The organism is Microbacterium sp. bgisy189 (assembly GCF_057707225.1).
Genome location: NZ_JBYIPT010000007.1, coordinates 139,940 through 158,391, shown reverse-complemented (window position 1 = coordinate 158,391; position 18,452 = coordinate 139,940). Strand labels below are relative to the sequence as shown.

The 18,452-nt window shown below is 65.8% G+C and carries 26 protein-coding genes and 1 tRNA gene; 14 read left to right on the top strand and 13 right to left on the bottom strand.

The window, feature by feature from the left end; translation table 11 throughout:
• Together AC3ENX_RS10690 and AC3ENX_RS10685 are read left to right on the top strand one after the other, a co-directional pair.
• A partial coding sequence (locus AC3ENX_RS10690; RefSeq protein ID WP_434811864.1) for an integrase core domain-containing protein occupies positions 1-273 on the top strand: 273 nt, incomplete at its 5' end.
• A 413-nt stretch (positions 274-686) separates the two neighbouring features.
• Positions 687-935, top strand: a complete 249-nt coding sequence (locus tag AC3ENX_RS10685) for a hypothetical protein (protein ID WP_434811863.1) — start codon at positions 687-689, stop codon at positions 933-935.
• Here AC3ENX_RS10685 and AC3ENX_RS10680 read toward each other — a convergent pair.
• Together AC3ENX_RS10680 and AC3ENX_RS10675 are read right to left on the bottom strand one after the other, a co-directional pair.
• Positions 932-2,386: a hypothetical protein gene (locus AC3ENX_RS10680; RefSeq protein WP_434811862.1), complete on the bottom strand. Its 1,455-nt coding sequence runs from the start codon at positions 2,384-2,386 to the stop codon at positions 932-934. The two genes, AC3ENX_RS10685 and AC3ENX_RS10680, sit on opposite strands and share 4 nt — an antisense overlap.
• Complete coding sequence (locus tag AC3ENX_RS10675) at positions 2,387-2,626, bottom strand: helix-turn-helix domain-containing protein (RefSeq protein ID WP_434811861.1); 240 nt, start codon at positions 2,624-2,626, stop codon at positions 2,387-2,389.
• Between the two features lie 43 nt (positions 2,627-2,669).
• On the opposite strand from AC3ENX_RS10675, the gene AC3ENX_RS10670 reads away from it, so the two are divergent.
• The 4 genes from AC3ENX_RS10670 (at position 2,670) to AC3ENX_RS10655 (ending at position 6,780) form a co-directional block, all read left to right on the top strand.
• Positions 2,670-4,424, top strand: coding sequence for a DNA methyltransferase (locus AC3ENX_RS10670; protein ID WP_434811860.1), 1,755 nt, complete (start codon positions 2,670-2,672; stop codon positions 4,422-4,424).
• A complete protein-coding gene (locus tag AC3ENX_RS10665; protein ID WP_434811859.1) occupies positions 4,405-4,908 on the top strand; it encodes a DUF1643 domain-containing protein in 504 nt (167 codons plus the stop codon). Before AC3ENX_RS10670 ends, AC3ENX_RS10665 begins: the two co-directional genes overlap by 20 nt.
• A 115-nt stretch (positions 4,909-5,023) precedes the next feature.
• Positions 5,024-5,575, top strand: a complete 552-nt coding sequence (locus tag AC3ENX_RS10660) for a DUF4365 domain-containing protein (protein WP_434811858.1) — start codon at positions 5,024-5,026, stop codon at positions 5,573-5,575.
• A complete protein-coding gene (locus AC3ENX_RS10655) occupies positions 5,572-6,780 on the top strand; it encodes a hypothetical protein (protein ID WP_488184912.1) in 1,209 nt (402 codons plus the stop codon). Before AC3ENX_RS10660 ends, AC3ENX_RS10655 begins: the two co-directional genes overlap by 4 nt.
• Positions 6,781-6,845: 65 nt before the next feature.
• Here the strand turns inward: AC3ENX_RS10655 and AC3ENX_RS10650 are convergent, their stop codons facing one another.
• The 8 genes from AC3ENX_RS10650 to AC3ENX_RS10615 form a co-directional block, all read right to left on the bottom strand.
• Entirely contained in the window at positions 6,846-7,508 is a 663-nt protein-coding gene (locus tag AC3ENX_RS10650; protein ID WP_434811856.1) for a hypothetical protein, read from the bottom strand.
• Positions 7,505-7,996 (bottom strand): hypothetical protein, encoded by a 492-nt coding sequence (locus tag AC3ENX_RS10645; protein WP_434811855.1) that lies wholly within the window; start codon positions 7,994-7,996, stop codon positions 7,505-7,507. Before AC3ENX_RS10645 ends, AC3ENX_RS10650 begins: the two co-directional genes overlap by 4 nt.
• On the bottom strand, positions 7,993-8,271 hold the full coding sequence (locus tag AC3ENX_RS10640) for a hypothetical protein (protein ID WP_434811854.1): 279 nt from the start codon (positions 8,269-8,271) through the stop codon (positions 7,993-7,995). Before AC3ENX_RS10640 ends, AC3ENX_RS10645 begins: the two co-directional genes overlap by 4 nt.
• Positions 8,264-8,635, bottom strand: coding sequence for a hypothetical protein (locus AC3ENX_RS10635; RefSeq protein WP_434811853.1), 372 nt, complete (start codon positions 8,633-8,635; stop codon positions 8,264-8,266). Before AC3ENX_RS10635 ends, AC3ENX_RS10640 begins: the two co-directional genes overlap by 8 nt.
• A complete protein-coding gene (locus AC3ENX_RS10630) occupies positions 8,632-8,988 on the bottom strand; it encodes a helix-turn-helix domain-containing protein (protein ID WP_434811852.1) in 357 nt (118 codons plus the stop codon). The genes AC3ENX_RS10635 and AC3ENX_RS10630 overlap by 4 nt, the downstream gene beginning before the upstream one ends.
• Positions 8,985-9,122 carry a hypothetical protein gene (locus AC3ENX_RS10625; protein WP_434811851.1) on the bottom strand — a complete coding sequence of 46 codons (138 nt, stop codon included), beginning with the start codon at positions 9,120-9,122 and terminating at the stop codon, positions 8,985-8,987. Before AC3ENX_RS10625 ends, AC3ENX_RS10630 begins: the two co-directional genes overlap by 4 nt.
• A gap of 106 nt (positions 9,123-9,228) precedes the next feature.
• A complete protein-coding gene (locus AC3ENX_RS10620) occupies positions 9,229-9,987 on the bottom strand; it encodes a helix-turn-helix domain-containing protein (RefSeq protein WP_434811850.1) in 759 nt (252 codons plus the stop codon).
• Between the two features lie 44 nt (positions 9,988-10,031).
• Complete coding sequence (locus AC3ENX_RS10615; protein WP_434811849.1) at positions 10,032-10,274, bottom strand: helix-turn-helix domain-containing protein; 243 nt, start codon at positions 10,272-10,274, stop codon at positions 10,032-10,034.
• Between the two features lie 61 nt (positions 10,275-10,335).
• Here AC3ENX_RS10615 and AC3ENX_RS10610 point away from each other — a divergent pair, with 61 nt between their 5' ends.
• Together AC3ENX_RS10610 and AC3ENX_RS10605 are read left to right on the top strand one after the other, a co-directional pair.
• The gene (locus AC3ENX_RS10610) at positions 10,336-11,049 is read left to right on the top strand and encodes a hypothetical protein (RefSeq protein WP_434811848.1); all 714 of its coding nucleotides are present in this window, start codon (positions 10,336-10,338) and stop codon (positions 11,047-11,049) included.
• 28 nt (positions 11,050-11,077) lie between these two features.
• A complete protein-coding gene (locus AC3ENX_RS10605) occupies positions 11,078-12,382 on the top strand; it encodes a site-specific integrase (protein ID WP_434811847.1) in 1,305 nt (434 codons plus the stop codon).
• 18 nt (positions 12,383-12,400) lie between these two features.
• Here AC3ENX_RS10605 and AC3ENX_RS10600 read toward each other — a convergent pair.
• Positions 12,401-12,474, bottom strand: a tRNA-Pro gene (locus AC3ENX_RS10600).
• Between the two features lie 111 nt (positions 12,475-12,585).
• Between AC3ENX_RS10600 and AC3ENX_RS10595 the strand changes: the two genes are divergently transcribed.
• The 6 genes from AC3ENX_RS10595 (at position 12,586) to AC3ENX_RS10570 (ending at position 17,005) form a co-directional block, all read left to right on the top strand.
• Positions 12,586-13,161 carry a GNAT family N-acetyltransferase gene (locus AC3ENX_RS10595; RefSeq protein ID WP_434811846.1) on the top strand — a complete coding sequence of 192 codons (576 nt, stop codon included), beginning with the start codon at positions 12,586-12,588 and terminating at the stop codon, positions 13,159-13,161.
• On the top strand, positions 13,158-13,667 hold the full coding sequence (locus tag AC3ENX_RS10590; protein ID WP_434811845.1) for an O-acetyl-ADP-ribose deacetylase: 510 nt from the start codon (positions 13,158-13,160) through the stop codon (positions 13,665-13,667). The genes AC3ENX_RS10595 and AC3ENX_RS10590 overlap by 4 nt, the downstream gene beginning before the upstream one ends.
• A 73-nt stretch (positions 13,668-13,740) precedes the next feature.
• Positions 13,741-14,448, top strand: a complete 708-nt coding sequence (locus tag AC3ENX_RS10585) for a lysoplasmalogenase (RefSeq protein WP_434811844.1) — start codon at positions 13,741-13,743, stop codon at positions 14,446-14,448.
• Positions 14,445-14,804, top strand: coding sequence for an RNA-binding S4 domain-containing protein (locus AC3ENX_RS10580; protein ID WP_434811843.1), 360 nt, complete (start codon positions 14,445-14,447; stop codon positions 14,802-14,804). Before AC3ENX_RS10585 ends, AC3ENX_RS10580 begins: the two co-directional genes overlap by 4 nt.
• Positions 14,805-14,888: 84 nt before the next feature.
• Positions 14,889-16,595, top strand: coding sequence for a hypothetical protein (locus AC3ENX_RS10575; RefSeq protein WP_434811842.1), 1,707 nt, complete (start codon positions 14,889-14,891; stop codon positions 16,593-16,595).
• 17 nt (positions 16,596-16,612) lie between these two features.
• Positions 16,613-17,005: a hypothetical protein gene (locus AC3ENX_RS10570; RefSeq protein ID WP_434811841.1), complete on the top strand. Its 393-nt coding sequence runs from the start codon at positions 16,613-16,615 to the stop codon at positions 17,003-17,005.
• Positions 17,006-17,115: 110 nt separating this feature from the next.
• On the opposite strand, the gene AC3ENX_RS10565 is transcribed toward AC3ENX_RS10570, so the two are convergent.
• Together AC3ENX_RS10565 and AC3ENX_RS10560 are read right to left on the bottom strand one after the other, a co-directional pair.
• Positions 17,116-17,526 (bottom strand): ribosomal maturation YjgA family protein, encoded by a 411-nt coding sequence (locus tag AC3ENX_RS10565; RefSeq protein WP_434811840.1) that lies wholly within the window; start codon positions 17,524-17,526, stop codon positions 17,116-17,118.
• Entirely contained in the window at positions 17,523-18,419 is an 897-nt protein-coding gene (locus AC3ENX_RS10560; RefSeq protein WP_434811839.1) for an NUDIX domain-containing protein, read from the bottom strand. Before AC3ENX_RS10560 ends, AC3ENX_RS10565 begins: the two co-directional genes overlap by 4 nt.
• Positions 18,420-18,452 lie beyond the last annotated feature (33 nt).

The following is an 18,452-nucleotide window of genomic DNA, read 5'->3' as shown; positions in this document are numbered from 1 at the left end:
TACCGCTCCTACGCCTGGCGAGATGCCTGCTCCGAGCTCAGCATCCGCCACAAACGCACCCGCCCTTACCGACCCCAGACCAACGGGAAGATCGAGCGCTTCCACCGCACCCTCGCCGACGGATGGGCCTACGCGAAGCTCTACACTTCCGAGACCGAGCGGCGCGACGCCCTACCGGGCTGGATCCACTTCTACAATCAGCACAGGCGACACTCCGCGATCGGCGGGACACCGATCAGCAGACTCAACAACCTGCCTGGACATCACACCTAGGCGGACGCGCGCGACGACGTCTCTGTCGTCCGGATTCTTGCGGATCGGCTACTGGTTCCCCCACGCCACCTATCTTGGCGGACAGCAGAGACATCCGTTGATAACCGGAGTCCTTTAGGAGTCCTCCGCTGATTTGGAACATGCAGAAGGCCCGGAACCTCTGTTGAGATTCCGGGCCTCGTCCGGTCGGGATGACAGGATTTGAACCTGCGACCCCTTGACCCCCAGACATCGAGACGACATCTCGTCTCGTGTCGTCGAGTGTCGGGACGTAGTCGGGAGTTGACGTCTCTCGGCTACGCCCGACACTCTCGTGACGTCTCGTCGCGGGCCGTGATGTGCAGTGTGCACAACACGCTGCACAACGCCGCGACGTTGCCTGACGTACCGTTGCCACGCCCGAAGGGAGCAGCATGCTGACGTTTGACGAGTGTCGCACGATCGTCGATCACGAGTTCGGTGAGCCTGTTGCTGTCGACGGCTTCGAAGACCACGACGCATGTCTCGTGACCTTGCAGCGCGTCGCTGACGACGAAGCGCTCGGCCTCATCGAGATCGGCCGACCTTGGCTGGTCGTGCAGCGCGCGACCGGAGAGATCGAGCAGTGGCCACATCTCGAATATCTCGGCCTCGTCTCGAACATGCGATTGATTCGCCGCTAGAGCACAAGCGACTGCTGCTCAAGAATCTCCAGTCCGCCGTCTGTATCGTCCGCCCGCAGCCAATCAACGTCTCGCACCCAGAGCGCCCATAGCGCTGACTTCGTCGTGTGATCTGCGCCACCAAGATAGGGATCGACGTCTGCTCGCTCCAGATCGCCCAGGGCTCGGATAATGAGTGCCTTGTTGTCCCCAGCCGCGGACTGGGCGTGTGTAACCAGCGTCTGAATCTCTCCCCGTCTGGCCAGCAGATGCGCCGCAGACGCGACTCGCCTGAGATCCGTGCTCGTCAGCCAGGATTCAAGTTCCGCCTTCAGCCAGTTCGTCAGCGGGTTAGGCACGACAGCGCCCGCATGAAGCGCGACGAGGTCATCGTGGTCGTCAAGAAATGCGATGAGGCGGTCCGGCTGTCCCGCAGCGCCGAGGCCCAAGCCCCATGTCGCAGCCGAACGCAACTCCGAGGCAAGCGTCACGTCCGCGGCGATCTGCTCCAATGCCTCTGCTGCATCATTCGAGGCGAGTTCGGTGAGGACGAACACCGCTTCCATTGGCGCGCCTTCCTTCGCCCCCGAAAGTGCGTGCTGAAGAAGGACATCAACCATTGAGGGCTCGTGCGGGCTCAGGCTCGCCGCGGCCTCGATGGCGACTCGCCAATCGGCACCCGACTGGAGAGCGAGGACGCGCAGTGCGTCGTCAGCGCTTCCCCGATTGAGCCAACGCGCCGCCTTCACAGCCGCGAATCGGTCATCGGTGTCCGGGGACGCAAGATCAGCCTCCCAGTCCCACACGTCACCCGCGCACGCTACGTCTGCTGGAGCGACGGAACTAACGACCATGTCGCCCGCAGCGAAGTGGGCCCCTTGAGGCAGGTAGGGGTGCTGACTCGGCCACTTCGCGTGGTTTCGGTAAGTCTGACGCCGACCATCGCTCTTCTCGATCACGATTTCTGTATCAGTCAGGACATCGATGATCCCCCCGCTCGTCGGAGTCCAGGATGGCCACGACACTGCGATCTCCGAGCCGTCAGCGACCGACTTCCGCTGACCGGCGACGAGCGCGTCCTTCGCTTCATGCAGCGCCTCGCGAGTCACGTAGACGACCTGACCGACGTCGACGCGGTTTGGCTGAACTGCGACTCGAACGAACCCGAACACGTCGTCCTGTCGCATCCCTCCCGCCCACCACTCACGCCCGGGCGTTGCGCTGTCAGAAAGTTTGAGTTCGAGCGCCGACTTACCCTTCGATTCGAACCGTCGGCCGCAGCGCAGACACATGAGATCGGGCAGGCGCATACGCTTCACCTTGACCTGCCAGATCTTGTTCGCGCGTGCGTAACGCTCGAGTTCGATGATGCGATGCCCGTGATTCTGCTCCAGGTCTCGCGATATGGCCGAGGCCGCGTGTGCCCCGATCGTGAGAAAGCGCGCGAAATCGTCCGGTTCCTTGAACCCCATTTAGTTGTGTTCTCCAAACAGCCGCGCAGCCGGCAAGCCCAGGGCCTCCGCGAGCGCGTAGATGTTGTCCAGCCCTACGTTGCGATGTCCGCGCTCCACGCTAGAAACGTAGGTACGGTGGAGTCCTGACTTCTCCGCGAGTGCTTCCTGCGACAGCCCAGCCGCGAGACGAAGATCGCGTAGCCGGTGCCCGAAGGCTTCGCGGTGTGTGGGCGAAGGCAACTCCGGAGCGCGAGACATCGCCCTCAACGCTACGAACCTGAAGACTATGAGGCTACAGACTATGAGTAACATCGACCTCGTGCCCGAGGAAATATTGGTCGGACGGGGCGACCCCGTCTACATGGCTCACGCTTACCTGACCAAGGTGCCGGTGCCCGCCATCGTCCCGTTCATCAGCGCGTACTCGAAGCCCGGTGACGTCGTCGTTGATCCGTTCGCAGGCTCGGGCATGACAGGCGTCGCTGCGGCGATCTGCGGGCGACGGGCCCTTCTGTCAGACATCTCGGTTCTGGGTCGCCACATCGGATCGAACTACGTCAACTTGGTGGACGCGACGACAGTCCGCAAAGCCGCGAGCGATGCATTGGGACGAGCGCAGGCACGGCTGGGCACCGTGTACTCAGTCACATGTGCATCGTGCGGTGAGGACGGCGAACTCGCGAAGACGGTGTGGAGCTATCTCGTCGAGTGCAACGAATGCCACGAACCTGTCAACTTCTATGACTCGCTGAAGCACGCCGAATGGTCGAAGGCTCGAATGACCTGCCCGCACTGCTCCGCAAGCCTGACGGGCCGCGCAGCCCGAGTTGGCGAAGCGCCGGTCGTCGACTATGTGAAGAGCGCATGTTCGAAGACTCAGGTCGAGCAGCCGTCGTCGCCCGACAGCACGGACGTCGACCTCAGCGGTGCACATTACCCCCGCGTTGAGATCACGCCGGATCGCGAGATGTACAAGGCTCAATCGCTCGGCAAGAGCGGGCTCACCACGGTCGCCTCGTTCTACTCCAAGCGGAACCTGCTCGCACTCTCCACACTTCGTGAAGAGATTGAGCGCGAGCCGAACACAGCGATTCGCTCGAAGTTGCTGTTCGCGTTCACTGCAACTCTCACTAGGGCATCGAAGCGCTATCAGTGGTCGCACAAGCGCCCACTCAATGCTGCCAATGCCAATTATTACGTGGCGGCGGTCTTCTACGAGTGGAACATCTTCGACCTCTTCGACCGCAAGGTCGACGCAGTCATCAAGTCGGACCAGTGGGTTCGCGCTGAGACGGCTCGACTCACCGGAACATCAGACGCAGTACCCGACGTCGTTTACAGCACTCAGAGCGCAGCCTCTCTCAACTATGCAGATGAGAGCGTCGACTACGTCTTCACCGATCCCCCGTTCGGCTCGAACCTCTTCTACGCGGACATGGCTCTGTTCCAAGAGGGCTGGTTGGGCGAGTTCACTGATGTCCATCAGGAGGCGGTGATCGATCGAAGCCGCGACAGCAAGCGCTCCGCAGGGCGATATGAGGATCTTCTGACTGACGCCTTGCGCGAGTGCCGTCGCATCGTCAAGCCTGGCGGGAAGATCAGCATGGTCTTCGGCAACTCTTCCGGCAAGGTCTGGGCTCTCGTGCAGCGAGCAGTTGCGAATGCAGGACTCAGGATTGATCCGGGCGCGATCGCCATCCTGAATAAAGGACAGCGCAGCGTAAAGGGCTTGGCCTCCGGGTTCGAGCACGTCGCGACTCTGGACCTCATCCTCACGATGACGGCGACGAACGACCCCGCACCTGGGCTGCACGCACCTTCCCGCTCAGAGATTCAGGACGTCACTCGACGCTTGGCTGAGGCCGATCACCCGTCGCCCAGCCACCTGTACCTCGAACTCCTTCGACACGCGCTGTTCGAGGACTGGAGCGTCGCCGATCTTGATCTCCGCGACGCTACGGCTGCGCTCATCGAGGCGGGGTGGACGATCGATGCGAAGTCCGGTCGACTCGTAAATGTGAACGAAGACGAGGTCAGTGAACCAGCGTTCGTCTGACCCGGACGGCTCACGACGACTCGTCGCGGTACTCTCCAACCCGCCCAGCGAAACAGACGGCAGTCGCACGCTCAGCCGCGTGCAGCAGGCGAGCGCCGCGCTCGGTACTTCGACTATCGATGTCGTCAATCTGTTCTCTCTGCCGACGTATCGCAGCGATGAGATCAGTCGCGCTGGAGTCGCGCCCGAGTCATGGCTCTCGGCAAGACCCACGATCGCGAAGGCAATTGAGCGCGCTGATGCGGTTCTGCTCGCTTATGGCATCAGCGAGCCGACCGGCATCGCCCGAGATCTCCATCGCGAGCAAGTCCGTTGGCTCACCGACCTTCTTCGTGAGTCCGGCCTGCCCGTCTACGTAGTTGGGGATGGCCCTCGACACCCGACCCGGTGGCAGCGATACACGACTCGTCACTTTCAGCACCTGTCGTTCGGTGATGCACTTCGTCAAGCACTTGTAGCCGTCAGCCGCCCGCCGGCTACTTGACAGCGCGTCAACGTCCCACGCTGCTGATCAGCAGTTTCCGGGATGATCGTGCAACGCGTGTGCACCTGTCACGCCGGATTGGGCAGCATCAGCGCGTCTCCCCTAGATTGCTCGTATGACGGCCTTCCCCTACGCGATCGAGCCGTCGACCGGGACACCGCTGCTTCGAGGCATGCCGACCCGCGCCACCGACCGCATGGAGTTGTTTCAGTTGGGCGTCGTCGAGTCGCTCGCTGCTGCCGCTGGCTGCAATGTCAGCGCCCCAATCATCGACAACGGCATCGACATCGATCTCACCCACGAATTGCCAGGGGACGAAGACGTGCCGTTGCGCGTACAACTCAAGGCCGTGACGAGCGGTTGGAATGCGAATCGTTCAGCGATAAGCGCAGACCTGTCTCTCAAGCGCTACGACAAGATGCGCCGCCCCGGAGTGATGATGCCCTCGATTGTCGTCATCATGGATCTCCCCAAGGACGTTGACGACTGGTTCGCCTCGGGCCATCCCCACACGACCATGCAGCACTGCTGCTACTGGGTGAGCCTGGAGGGCGCGCCCGCCCGCTCAGGAAAGACCGTCAGCGTGTCGGCGCCCGCTACTAACCTCTTCGACGACGTCGCGCTTTGCGCGATCATGGCTCGCATCAGGGCGGGGGGTAGGCCATGACGGACCCGTCCCCAGAATCGATTGTCCTCCGACGAGTGCTGCAACGCCTCGGTTGGCAGCGAACGGGTGGTTTCCGAAATGCGCTCGACTACTGGGAGGCCCGTACGCATTCACACGAGATGTCCGCACTTCGCGACACTCGCCTAGTCTTCCCACTGATTCCCGATGCTCCCGACTACGAAGATCTGCTAACCGATCTCGAACAGCGGCTGCGGATCTTGCACGGCGACGATCTGGCACGCGCGATCGACCTTGTAAGAGTGATGATCAGCCGACGTCTGGACGAAGTCGATGTGAAGCGCGAGACCGACAACGAAGCCGGTCTGATCGCGTGGCAGTCGGGAAACCAGATGATCGATAGCGCGCGGGGTCTTCTATCCACCGCCGCCAAGACCGCAAGCGGCCCACGCAAGCGATTCGCCCACGCGAGTTCTACGATCGCCGACGAATACCTACGACACTGCTACATGGGGCAGACCCGAGTTGGCAGCTATGTAGTTACAGCGCTCACTCCATCTGAAGAGTCGTTCGCGACCTCCAAGTCGGCATCCGCCAAGTCGAAGAAGCATCCCCGCATCCCGGGGCGGCAGATCACGGCCACGTTGGTAGGCGCTCTGGGAGCAGTGTCTGCGGCCATCGAGGAGAGTCGAGGCGCGAAGGATGCGCTTCAGGCATTCGATGAGAAGATCGGCAGCGGCGTCTCATACGAACTCCTTGCAGCACTGGAACCGATCACGACCGGCGATGAGTCAGCGATTGTGGTCGAGTTCAACGAGAACGACCAATTGGCGCTCGCCGAGATGCCCGTTCATCGCGCGGAGTTCGCCTTCACCCCCGAAGACGGCAAGGTCATCGCTCGGGCTCGCCAGCACTTCGAGCAGGCACCGGAGCCACGCCTTCTTACAGTGAGCGGCGAGGTGACGCTTCTACGCTCGTCGCAGGCAGACGCCGAGCGACAGATTCGCCTGCATACCCGCATCGACGGGCGCCCTCGCTCGATTTTGGTGAACCTGAGCGACGAACAGTATGACCAGGCCGTGCGCGCCCACGGGGCGAAAGTAATGCTCAGCGTCACCGGCGAGGTCGAGCAGCGAACTCGTGGCTCAGCGATCGATAGGGCTGAAGCGGTGCGTGTCGAAACCACGCCAGTGTCTGCCGAGGTGAAGTCAGAAGCCCGCGCGCCGCTGTTCGACATGGGCGAGTAGCAGTACCGGTGGAGGCAGTCGCGGTCGCGAACTGCCTCCACCCTCCAGCCTTCAGCCTTCAGCCTTCAGCCTTCAGTGGCATCCAGTCGGCGTAGCCACTCGTCGACCTGACCGTCGAACGAGTCGCGCACTGCGTTGTAGCCGTCAGCGTCGGCACGATGCACGTTCGCCCATGCACCGATCGACGCGTTGCCGTGCTCGGCCGCTTCGGTCATCGCAGCGTGCCATGCGATCGCAGGCGCGTTGCGCTGCGCCATGTCGCGCGACGTCGCAGCACGCTCGACGCCGAGATCAGCGAGACGGTCGAAGACGAGGCTGCGCGTCTCGTCGACGATCGCTGCGCCGTCGTTCGACTGCAGCACCTGCGGGAGCGTGTCGACGAGATCGGCGATCGCGAGCGCGGTCTGCTCGTCAGCGTCAGCGATGATGCGCGACAGCGGCTGACCGGCGTCGAGTCGAGCGCGCACCTTCGACTGTGCGTGCTGCAGACGAGCGATCTCGTCGGCGGTCGTCGCGGTCATCGACGCGAGCACGCTGTCGCGAGACTCGCCGCTCTGCGGGAGCAGCGGGCGCTTCGCGAGCAGATCGGCGCGTGCCTTCGAGACGATGTCGCGTCGACGCTGCGCGTTGCCCTGCTCGCTGAGGTTCGCGTCGTTGAAGCGCATCGCGGTCGCGAGCGCCGTGCGGTACTGCTGCACTGCTGCAGCGAAGGGGATCGTGTCGGTCACGGTGTTTCCTCTCTCTGGGTGATCTGCACGGGGTCGTCGGGCAGAGGTTCTTCGGGGTCGTCGAGATCGTCAGCGACGAGCGATCGACGCCATTGCACGAGCACGGCCTTGAACTCTTCGACGCCGCTGTCGGTCGTGTTCTCGTAGAGGCCGAACAGTCGCGCGCGTTGGTCGATGATCTTCAGCAACCGATCAACCGCGACGAGGTCGCCGCGCAGAACTCGCGGCATGATCGCGAGTTGCGCAGCGTCGAGCGTTTCGACTTCGAGCGTGCGCAGCGCGGTCGCGTTCTCACGCGGGATCGACTTCAGCGCCTTCTCGACGGCGCGATGCGCGCTGCCGGGGTTGGCGTAGCCGACGCGCTGCGCGATCTGCCGATACGACATGCGCGCGAGACGCAGTCGCAGCGCTTCGTTCTGCCGCTGGGCGGCGGCGTGACGGGCGCTCGTGCTGTGACGATCGCCCCCAACGTTGTTCGACTCGTTCAAGCCTTGTTCTCCGTTCTCGTGGCTCGCGCGATGATCTCGGCGAGCAGTTCGCGCAGTTCGCGAGCATCAGCCCGGTTCGCTGCAGCCTCAGCAGTCAGAGCAGCCACATACGCGCTGACCGCGAACTCGTGACGCGGCGGCATCTGATCGAGCGCTTGCCCGTACGCTTTGACAGCGCGAGCACGCCGGGTCTTCGCCTCGCGCAGCGACGGGCGCTTCATCTCGACGAGCACGCGAGCGCGCTGCAGCAGTTCAGAGAGCGTCAGATCACGCATCGTCGTTCTCCTTCCTCGCGAGACGACGTCGTCGCGCTCGCTCTTGCACGCGAGCGCACCCGCGACAGTGACCGTTCGGCTTCTTGCCCCAGACGACGCGCACGTGTCCGCGCGGGCACATCTCCCAGTCGCCGCCGTGATCGAGCAGCGCGTTATGGCTGTCGCACAGCGGCGCGTAGTCGTCGAGATCGGTCGACCAGCGCACGGCACGACTCGCGTGCTCGCCGTAGATCATCGCCTCGCCCACGAGCGCCCAGCCGGTAGCGAGACGATCGCACTCTGGCGCTGCGCACGGCTGCCCGACTGCCCGACCGCGTCGACGACGCAGTCGCGCGTGAACTGCTGCGTACGTTCTGCTGCTCACGACTCACCGCCAATCCGCCCGCAGTGCGAGCACGTGTCGCCGAGCAGACGCGCGAGCGGCTGCGTCAGCACGCGCACGGTGCGCCCGATGCGCAGCGTCTCGATCTCGCCGCTCTCGATGAACTGGCGCGCGTGCTGCTCGTCGATGCCGAGCACGAGCGCGGTCTGCGCGATCGTCAGCGTCGTCTGCTCGCGCAGCAGCCGGATCGTGCTGCTGATCTCGCTCGACGGGCCGTTCTGCTGCAGACGCTCGTACGCGTCGACGAGATCGTCGATCGCCTCGTCGCTCTCGAACCAGTACGACGTCGCGTGCTGCGCGTCTCGTGCTTCGATCTCTCGTCTGAGGTCGCTCACTGCTGCTCTCCCTTCTTGGCGGCTTCGGTCAGTCGTGTGATCGTCGCGGCGAGATCACGCAGCGCTGCAGCGATCTCAGTCGTGTGCTCGCGCCACGGCGCATTGATCCTGGGGGTCTTGATCGGTGCGCTCATGCAGTCGTCATCCTCTCTCGGGAGGGTTGACACTGAGTCAACGAGCCACGCGTCTGATCTGCGATTTCCTGGTCGTGTGTGCACGAGTAGTGCACCCGTTGCGCTGTCATGACGCGCTCCGTTCGCTGTTGTCGAGCAGCAGCCCGTGCTCGCGCACGTAGCGCTGAGATGCGGGCGAGAGATCGTCGAGTCGACCGTGCAGCGACTCGTCGCGGCTGCGTCGATGCTCGATCTGCTGCCAGTAGTCGCGGATCAGATCGTGAGCGTCGTCGATGCTGTCGACGATGACGTCGTCGTCGATGTCGAGCAGCGATCGTAGATCGTCGATGAACCGACGCTGAGACGCAGTCGCTGCTCTCGTCGACTTCGTCGCTTCGACGTCGTCATCGGCGCGCGACGCGAAGCGGTGCGCTTTGTCTCGTTCGTGAGTCTCGTTGCTAAGTCTCGTTAGGGGTGCTCTCTGCACCCACCCCTGGGTGCTGTCAGCACCCACCTGGGTGCTCTCTGCACCCACTTCGCTCGATCGCTCATCTGCAGGGTGGGTGCTGTGAGCACCTACCCGCGCGCGCTCGATGTGCAGCGTGTAGAGGTTCGGCAGGTTCTTCGTGCCGACACGACGTCGCTCGATCTCGATCAGCCCGCGCTCTTCGAGAGAGCGGAGCGCGCGCTTCACGCTGTCGCGCGAGATGCGCGCCTGAGCGGCGATCGTCGCGAAGCCCGGATGACACTGCCCGGTGCTGCGCGCGTGCTTCATCAGGACGATCAGCACGGCGTAGTCGTGCAGCGCGATCTCGCTGCTCTCGACGAACCAGTCAGGGATCATCGTGAAGCCGTCGCGCGTGCTGCGCGCTCGGGTCGTGGTCATGATGTGCGTCTCGCCCTCCGTCGAGTGATTCAGTCGCGTATCTGTCAGGACTCGCCCAGCCAGGCGAGCAGCGCGGGCACCGGCACGAGCAGGCGACGCCCGATGCGCTTCACGGGGAACGTGTCGCCCCGGCGAGCGCTCGCGTAGGCGTTCGAGCGCGATACGCCGAGCACCGATGCGGCCTCGTCGACCGAGATCGTCGCGCGCCCTCGCACGTCATCGAGCGTCAGCGTGCCGCGAGCGAGCGCGGGCGTCGCGGTGTCGTGCTTCGTGTCTGTGGTGGTCATGTTGTCCCCCTTTGGTCGGGTGTCTAGTCATGACGATACGTGCTCTGCTATCGTGGCGTGTATGCCTACTAACAAACGAGTAGTACAGCCGATTGACGAAGTGATCGGCGCCCGCATCAAGCACCTGCGCACGACCACGACGCCGAAGCCGATGACGATCGACGAGTTCGGAAGGCAGATGCGCGAACGGCTCGGGCAGGGCTGGCAGCCGCCCGCCGTCATGCGCGTCGAGCGCGGGCAGCAGCCGATGCGGTTCGCCGAACTCGTCGCAGCCGCCGATGTCTTCCATTGCACCGTCGCCGAGATCGTGGACACACCGACGCCCGTGCATCTCGGCGGTGACGGGGAGGGCTCGATCGTGGCGCGCCTCGACGCTGTGATGGGCGGCGCAGACTCGATTCCCGAGTCAGTGATCTTCGAGCGGTTCGAGCGCGCCGCCGAAGCGCTCAATGAGCAGCGGCATGCGGAAGCGCGCTACCGGAACGAGATCGACGCTGTGCGGCGCGCTCTGGCGCGGGGCGACGAAGTCAGCGAGTCGCTGCGCGCTCGCATCCTCGCGCGAGGGCGGGGCGCGGTTGAGTCGCTTCGCGTCGAACTCGAAGCGATGCACGCTGAGGACATCGAGCATGCTCGGGTTGTCGGCGCCGAGCCGCCGCCGATGTGGGCGCCCGTCGTTCCCCTGACGGTCGCGGCGAAGGATGCGCTCAGCGATGCGCCGCTCCCGGCAGAGATCTGGGCGCAGGGTCGCGCGCCCCGTAATCGTCCGTCCAACTGAGACGGCCAACCGAAAGAGAGGAAGACAGATGATCTACAGCAGATGCGCGTGCAAGCGCGCAGACGGGAAGCCGTACGGCAATCTGCCCGAGCACGCGACAGCAGAGCAGATCGCGAGAGCGTGCCCAGCGCTCGTCAGCGCTCGCGAGAGCGGCGCGAAGCACGGGAAGTGGGGCTACTACCTCTCGCGCGGATTCGACGCGGCAGGCAAGCGTCTGCAGACGCGCGTCGCGACATTCGACACGAAGCGCGCAGCGCAGTCAGCGCTCGCGAAGGCGAAGACGCAGCACGATGCGGGCGACTTCGTCGAGACGAGCCGCGTGCGCTTCGCTGACTGGCTCGACGAATGGCTGACTGGTCGCGAGCAGCGCGGCGACATCAAGCCGTCGACGCTCGACAACTACCGCCGCTACGTCACGAACGACATCAAGCCGTCAGCGCTCGGGAGACTGCGTCTGACCGACATCAAGCGTCTGCACGTGCGCGCGTTCATCGACTCGCTCATCGCAGACGGGCGCGGTGCTGTCACGGTACGTCGCATCGTCGCCGTCGTGCAGGGTGCGCTCACCGCAGCGCTGCGCGACGACATCATCGCGACGAACCCGGCGCGCGGCGTGCGTCTGCCGAACGTCGACGCGCACGAGTTCGAGCCGTGGACGCCGCAGCAGGTCGGCGCGTTCCTCGATCACGCATCGCAGCATCGTCTCGGCGCGCTCTTCGAGGTCGCTGTGCTGACGGGTCTGCGTCGCGCTGAACTCGTCGGCCTGCGCTGGGTCGACGTCGATCTCGCGCGTCGCGAACTGAGCGTCCGATCGACTCGTGTCGAGACGTCGACGGGCGTCGTCGAGAACGCGCCGAAGACGAGCGCGGGTCGACGCGTCGTGCAACTCGACGACGCTGCTGTCGGTGCTCTCGTCGCATGGCAGATCGCTCAGAGCGGCGAGCGCGCACAGTGGGACGCCGCGTGGCCGGGCGGCGGCTACGTCTTCACGTACGAGAACGGCGAGCCGCTGCGACCGCAGTACGTGACGCGACTGTTCGACTCACTGCGCGCTGCTGCCGATCTACCCGAGATGACGCTGCACGGTCTGCGCCACATGCACGCGTCGCTGCTGCTCGCGTCTGGTGCCGACATCGCGCTCGTCTCGAAGCGGCTCGGGCACTCGTCGATCTCGATCACGTCGGACATCTACACGCACCTGATCGGTGACGCTGCTCGACGTGCTGCGGAGAGCGCTTCAGCGCTCGTTCCGCGCGCTACTGCACAACGAGTGCACAACTCGGGTGCTGCTGCAGAAACGACAGAGGCTCGGAATCTCGCGATTTCTGCGTGATTCCGAGCCTCTTCCCGGTCGGGATGACAGGATTTGAACCTGCGACCCCTTGACCCCCAGTCAAGTGCGCTACCAAGCTGCGCCACATCCCGGATGTCGTCTTGCGGACAACTCCCCTATCCTAGCCGCTCTCGAGCGGTGCCGCGAACCATCGTGCGACGACCGGCCTTCCGAATGTCGGGCGTCGCCGCTACGGTCACGACATGGCTGAGATCACGATCCGTCCCGCCACGACCGAACGCTTCGCCGATGCGGAGCACGCCCTGACCGGTGGCGGCGACGGCGGCTCTTGCTGGTGCCAGTGGTTCATGCTCACCGGTCGCGAGTTCGACGACACGTCGCGCGATGAGAAGCGCGAACGGCTTCGCGGCGATCTCGCCACCGCGCCGACCTCGGCGCTCATCGCCTACGTCGACGACGAACCCGCCGGGTGGGTGAAGGTCTCGCCCAGGCCCGCACAGCCACGGCTCGCACGCACCCGCAACGTCGCGTCCTCACCCGAACCGCTCGACGCCCCCGATGTCTGGGCGATCACCTGCTTCGTGGTGCGCCGCGAGCACCGCAAGCAGGGCCTGAACGCGCGTCCGCTCGATGCCGCCGTGCGACACGCGCGCGAGCACGGTGCACGCGTCGTCGAGGGCTACCCGATCGACACGGATGCGAAGAAGACGAGCACGAACGAACTGTTCCACGGCGCGCTCTCGACGTTCCTCGACGCCGGATTCACCGAGGTCGCGCGCCCCGGCGCCGCGCGACCGATCGTGAGCCTCACGCTGTGAACCGCCCCACGCTCACCGCCGTGCTCGGCGACATCACTGCACAGCGCGTCGACGCGATCGTCAATGCCGCCAACACCGCGATGCGCGGCGGAGGCGGCGTCGACGGCGCCATCCACCGCGCCGGCGGACCCGAGGTGCTCGCCGACTGCATCCGCCGGTTTCCCGACGGCCTCGCAACCGGGGATGCCGGGTGGACGACCGCCGGTGCCCTCCCCGCGACATGGGTCATCCACACGGTCGGCCCCAACCACAGCGCGGGCGAACGTGATCGTGGGCTGCTGGTCTCGTGCTATCGGCGCGCACTTTCCGTCGCCGACGAACTGGGTGCCGCCTCGATCGCGTTCCCGCTCATCAGCGCCGGCGTCTACGGCTGGCCGAAAGATGACGCGGTCGACGCTGCCGTCGCCACGATCCTCGCTACCGAGACCGCCGTGGACGAGGTGCGCATCGTCTCGTTCGACGCCGCCATGCACGAGCGCGTGCAACGGCGGATCGCCGCAGGCTGAGCACTAGTCTGGTCGAGCGCGGCGACACCGGCCCATGGCCGCCGTGCACCGCCCGTCCGCGCGAAGGAGCCACGTGACCGCCGCCGTCGAGACCCGACCCACCACGATCGCCTGGGGATTCACGCCGTACGCTCTGGTCTCGCTCGCCCACGTCGTGCTCCTCGGGCTCGATCACGCGTGGAGCTACCCGACCAAGCTGCTCCTCATGCCGACACTCGTCTTCGCTGTGCTGTGGGGCCTGCGCGGCATCCGCCTCGGCGCGGCTTCGACGCGATCCGATCTCGCGCCCGCCGGCGGGCTCCTGTTGGCCGCGATCGTGCTGTCGTGGCTCGGCGACGGCGCCGCATTCTTCTTCCCCGGGCTCGACGACGAACTCCCGGCGATGCTCCTCGCCTTCGGCCTGGCACACGTCGCCTACGTCGTCCTGTTCGCCCGGCACCTCGCCGTCCGCCGGCCGCCGCTGTGGACCCTCGTCTATGCCGTGTGGTGGATCGTGCTCGTCGCGGTGCTGTGGCCCCTGCTCGGCGCCCTCGCAGTCGCCGTGGCCGTGTACGGACTGGTGCTGGGCGGCACGGCGGTCATGTCTGCGCGGTGCTCCCCCGCCGTCGCCCTCGGCGGGGCGTTCTTCCTCGCGAGCGACACGATCCTCGCCTTCCGGATCTTCGTGCCGCAGACGCCCGAGTGGTTGGGCGTCACCGTCATGGTCACCTACACGCTCGGCCAGGGACTCATCGCGTGGGGTGCCGTGCGACAGTTGCGGGCACCGAAGGCCGAGGCATGACGGATTCGGTCCGCGCAGACGCCTGGCTGTGGGCGGTGCGCGTCTACAAGACCCGCTCAGCCGCGACGACTGCGTGTCGCGCGGGCCATGTACGCCTCAACGGCGAGAAGGCGAAAGCCGCCCAACCGGTGCGGATCGGCGACGAACTGCGTGTGCGGATCGCCGGCTTCGACCGCATCCTCGTGGTCCGCCAGCTGCTGACCAAGCGCGTCGGCGCCCCCGTCGCAGCCCTCGCGGTCGACGATCGCACGCCACCGCGTGAACCGGTCGCGCAGCTGGCCGTCCGCGATCGCGGCGCCGGACGACCCACCAAGCGCGAGCGCCGCGAGATCGACCGGTTGCGCGGCCGCGACTGAAGCGATCGCGTATCACGGCGCGGCGCTCGCCCTCCTCTTTGCAAGGGGGTGGACGACGTGGTCTGTCGCGAAGTGTCGAAGTGGGTGACCGAGAACGTCCTTGTGCCCGTCAACCGCTTCATCACGGAGGCGCGCGAAGCGTGCGAGACGATGAAGCGGAAGATCGAGGAGCAGGTCAGCAAGCCGATCGAGGACTGGGTCGAGAAGACCGAGGAGCGCTGCAAGAAGAACAAGTGCAAGTGGTGGTGCGCCTGCTGCAACAAGTGGTTCTGCTGGCTGGTCACCATCGTGGTCCGCGTCGTGACCTGGGTCGTCGTCACGATCGTCAAATGGGTGTCATACCTGGTCTGCAAGATCGTGACCGTCGTCGTGGGCGTCGTGGTCGACCTCGTGCTGAAGGTGATCACGCGGGTGGTGACCTTCCTGGTCTGCCTGTTCACCGATCCCCTGCGCGCGCTGTCGGCACTATGGGATCTCGTCAACGACGTGTTCGACGCCGTCGGGGGCCTGCTCGATCTCGTTGTCGATCTCATCGGCGACATCGCGAGCATCCTCCGCGAAGCCGGCGCGTTCCTGGCGGGCATCGGTATGTCGTTCTGCATCTACGGCAAGGCGATGTGCAGCGTGTTCGGCGCAATCTTCGGCGCATTCAAGGGGCTTCTCGACTGGGCCGCCGACGTCGTGGACTGGATACAGGACACCGTGCAAGGCGTCGTAGACCTCGTGATGGGCATCTTGAGTCTGGACTGGTGCCGCATCCAGAAGGGCCTTGGCATCTTCAACGTGCTGCGGGTGATCACGAGTGTCACCCGGGTGCTGGGCTCCGTGTTCTATGTCGGTCCCGCCGAGCAGTTGGCCAGGGATGACCTGGCCCGACTCATCGACGGCTACCTCGGCAACACGTTCGGCGACGACCCGGAGCGACGCGAACGCTCCCGCGCGCGCATCGGGCTCGACGGCGAACTGCGTGGCGTCCCGATGGCGATCGAGCCTCATCGCCTCGCGATTCGATCCGGCGACTTCCTGCACAGATTGCACCGCGAAGGCGCGATCGACCTGTACGCAGTGGCGGGGCGGTTCACATCGTGCCAAGGCAAGTGGACCGGCAACCAGTTCGAGGGCGAGGTGGTCTACACCGGCACGACGAGCAGGGTCACCAAGACCGACCTCGACACGTTCCTGTCCGACGGCGCAGACGCCGTCGCGTCGTTCACGGTGTACGCCCTGAAGACCCAGACCTTCCGCCGCCGGCTCGAGCTGACCGCCCGAAAGGGCACGCAGGTGGGCGTGCGGTTCACGTTCGGCGACGTCGCCGATCTCCTGGTCACCGAGCCCCGATACGTGCCGCTGGATGCCGGTATCGACGACGGATCGGTACAGACCGACCTGCTCCGTGAGGTCGGGCGCGCCGGCGAGGACGACCTGTCGCGCGTCCCGCTGATCGCCGTCTTCGGCTACGTCGACACCGGGCTGCACGGACTGGCCACCTGGTACCGTCCAGACCTCGACGCCGTCGGACCCTCGGGCGTCACCTTCCGCGACCGCTTCCCGGAGACCGTCTTCCAGTACGTGCCACCCCACGAGGTCGGGCACTACGTCGGGTTGGATCACGACGGGCACACGCATCCGGGCGAGATCATGTGGAAGCCGAACCTTGGCACCGAGTGGGGTCCCACGCTCGTGAACTATCTGCTGACGACCGGCGAGGCGAACTTCACCGCTGACGACGCCGATGCGGTGTGGCGCTGGATCACGGCGACGCCGCGCGCCCGCGACGACATCCTGCCCTGACCCGCGAAGGAGGAATCATGCGCTACATCGTGCACGACCACACAAGCCTGGAATCGCTCGCGCAGCGCCGGCTGCCTGCTGGCACCGACGCAATCGAACTCGGCGGTATCCTGTCGGACCGCCGGATCGAACGCGACCTCAATCGGCACTACGCGGCCTGCGGGTGCACGCAGGGATCGGCAGCAGTCATGGCAACTCTGGCGATCAGCGTCGTCGGTGCGATCGCAACCGGCTTCTCGGCGCCGTTCGCGTGGTGGCAAGTGCTCCTCTACCTGGCCGGTGCGGCACTGGTCGGAAAGGGGGCCGGGTTGGTCTGGTCGCGCAGCCGGATGCGCGTGCTCGTCCGATCCCTGCGCCGCAGGCTTGCGGCTGCCTCTCCGTCCGAGGTCGCCGTATCCGCCCTGGGGTGACGTCGAACCCCACTCGATTCGTTCGCGCCGAGGTGCGAGGAGTGCCAGCAGGACCGACCGTTCGGCGCGAACGAATCCGCCGCCTCGCGGGGCGCACGCCGCGACTGACCTCAGCGGCGACGGCGCCAGATGATCGTGTCGAGCACCGTGACGAAGACGATCGTCAGGCCGTACATCAGCAGGTCGCGCCAGTCGAAGACCGTGCCGAGCACGAGCATGATCGGCGGGAAGTCCGCCGCCCATTGCACGGGCAGTCCCGTCCCCTGAAAGAGCTCGACCGCGAGGCACCAGACGGCGGCCACGAACCCGACCTGCGGCGGCACCCAGTGCGGCGCGACGATCATCAGCGCGAGGGAGACCGCTGCCGCGTACAGCACGTCGCCGAAGATGTCGGTCGCCGCGTTGTCGGGCAGCGCGAAGTGCACGAGCAGCCCCGCGGTCACCGCGAGCAGCAGCAGCACGGCGCCGACGATGCGTCGGGCACGCGGCGCCGGCCCGACAGGTGCGTCATTCGCGCTCACAGTTGCTCTCGCAGCCACGACACCGAGCGCACCGAGGCACCGCCGGCGCGGACGCGATCGGCGAGCCCGTGATCGCTCGTCACAACCGTGACCGAACGCCCCGACCGAGCGAGGTCGGCGGCGGTCTCGACGATCGTGTCGTCGCCCTCGCCTGCGGCGCGCACGACACGGAGCCCGTCGATATCGGATGCCGTCCGCGCCGCGCCTTCGAGCACGACGTGCACGTCAGGGAACCAGCGATGCTCCGGCAGGTCGAGGCCACCGGCATCCACGCCCTCGCGCGCCCACGCGGCGATCGTGTCGAGCAACCGCGCCGCAGCACCGGCGCGATCACGCCACCACCCGTCGGGCACCGATCCGACGACGTTCGCGGCGTCGATGACGACGGCGGGTCGCACCGGCAGCAGGGCGCGCAAGTGGTTCCACGACGCGGCGAACCCGGGATGCAGCGGGTACGTGTCGACCTCGGCGACAGGCACCCACGCGAGTTGATGACTTTCGGGGTCGCTGATGACGGGCTCGAACGGCGTGGTCACGTCGGCGACGAGGGTGCTGTACGACCAGACGCCGACGTCGTAGACGCTCATGAAGCGTGGTCGCACCGCGCCGACCGGCACCCCGGCTTCCTCCGCCGACTCGCGCAGTGCGCCATCGACGGCGGACTCGCCCTCGTGACGCGCGCCGCCGGGTAGCCCCCACGTGTCGCCGTGATGACTCCACGACACCCGATGCTGCAGCAGCACACCGCGCTCGGCATCCACCGCGAGCAGTCCGGCAGCACCGAATCGTCCCCAGAAGCGTGTGCCGTCGTCGGCGACGACCCAGGCATCACCCGGGTCACGCGGCCCGTGCGGGCGTCGCGGCTCACCGGGTGAAGGCGGCACGATCGTCACCGCTCCAGCCTGTCACACCTGCACAGCACCGAC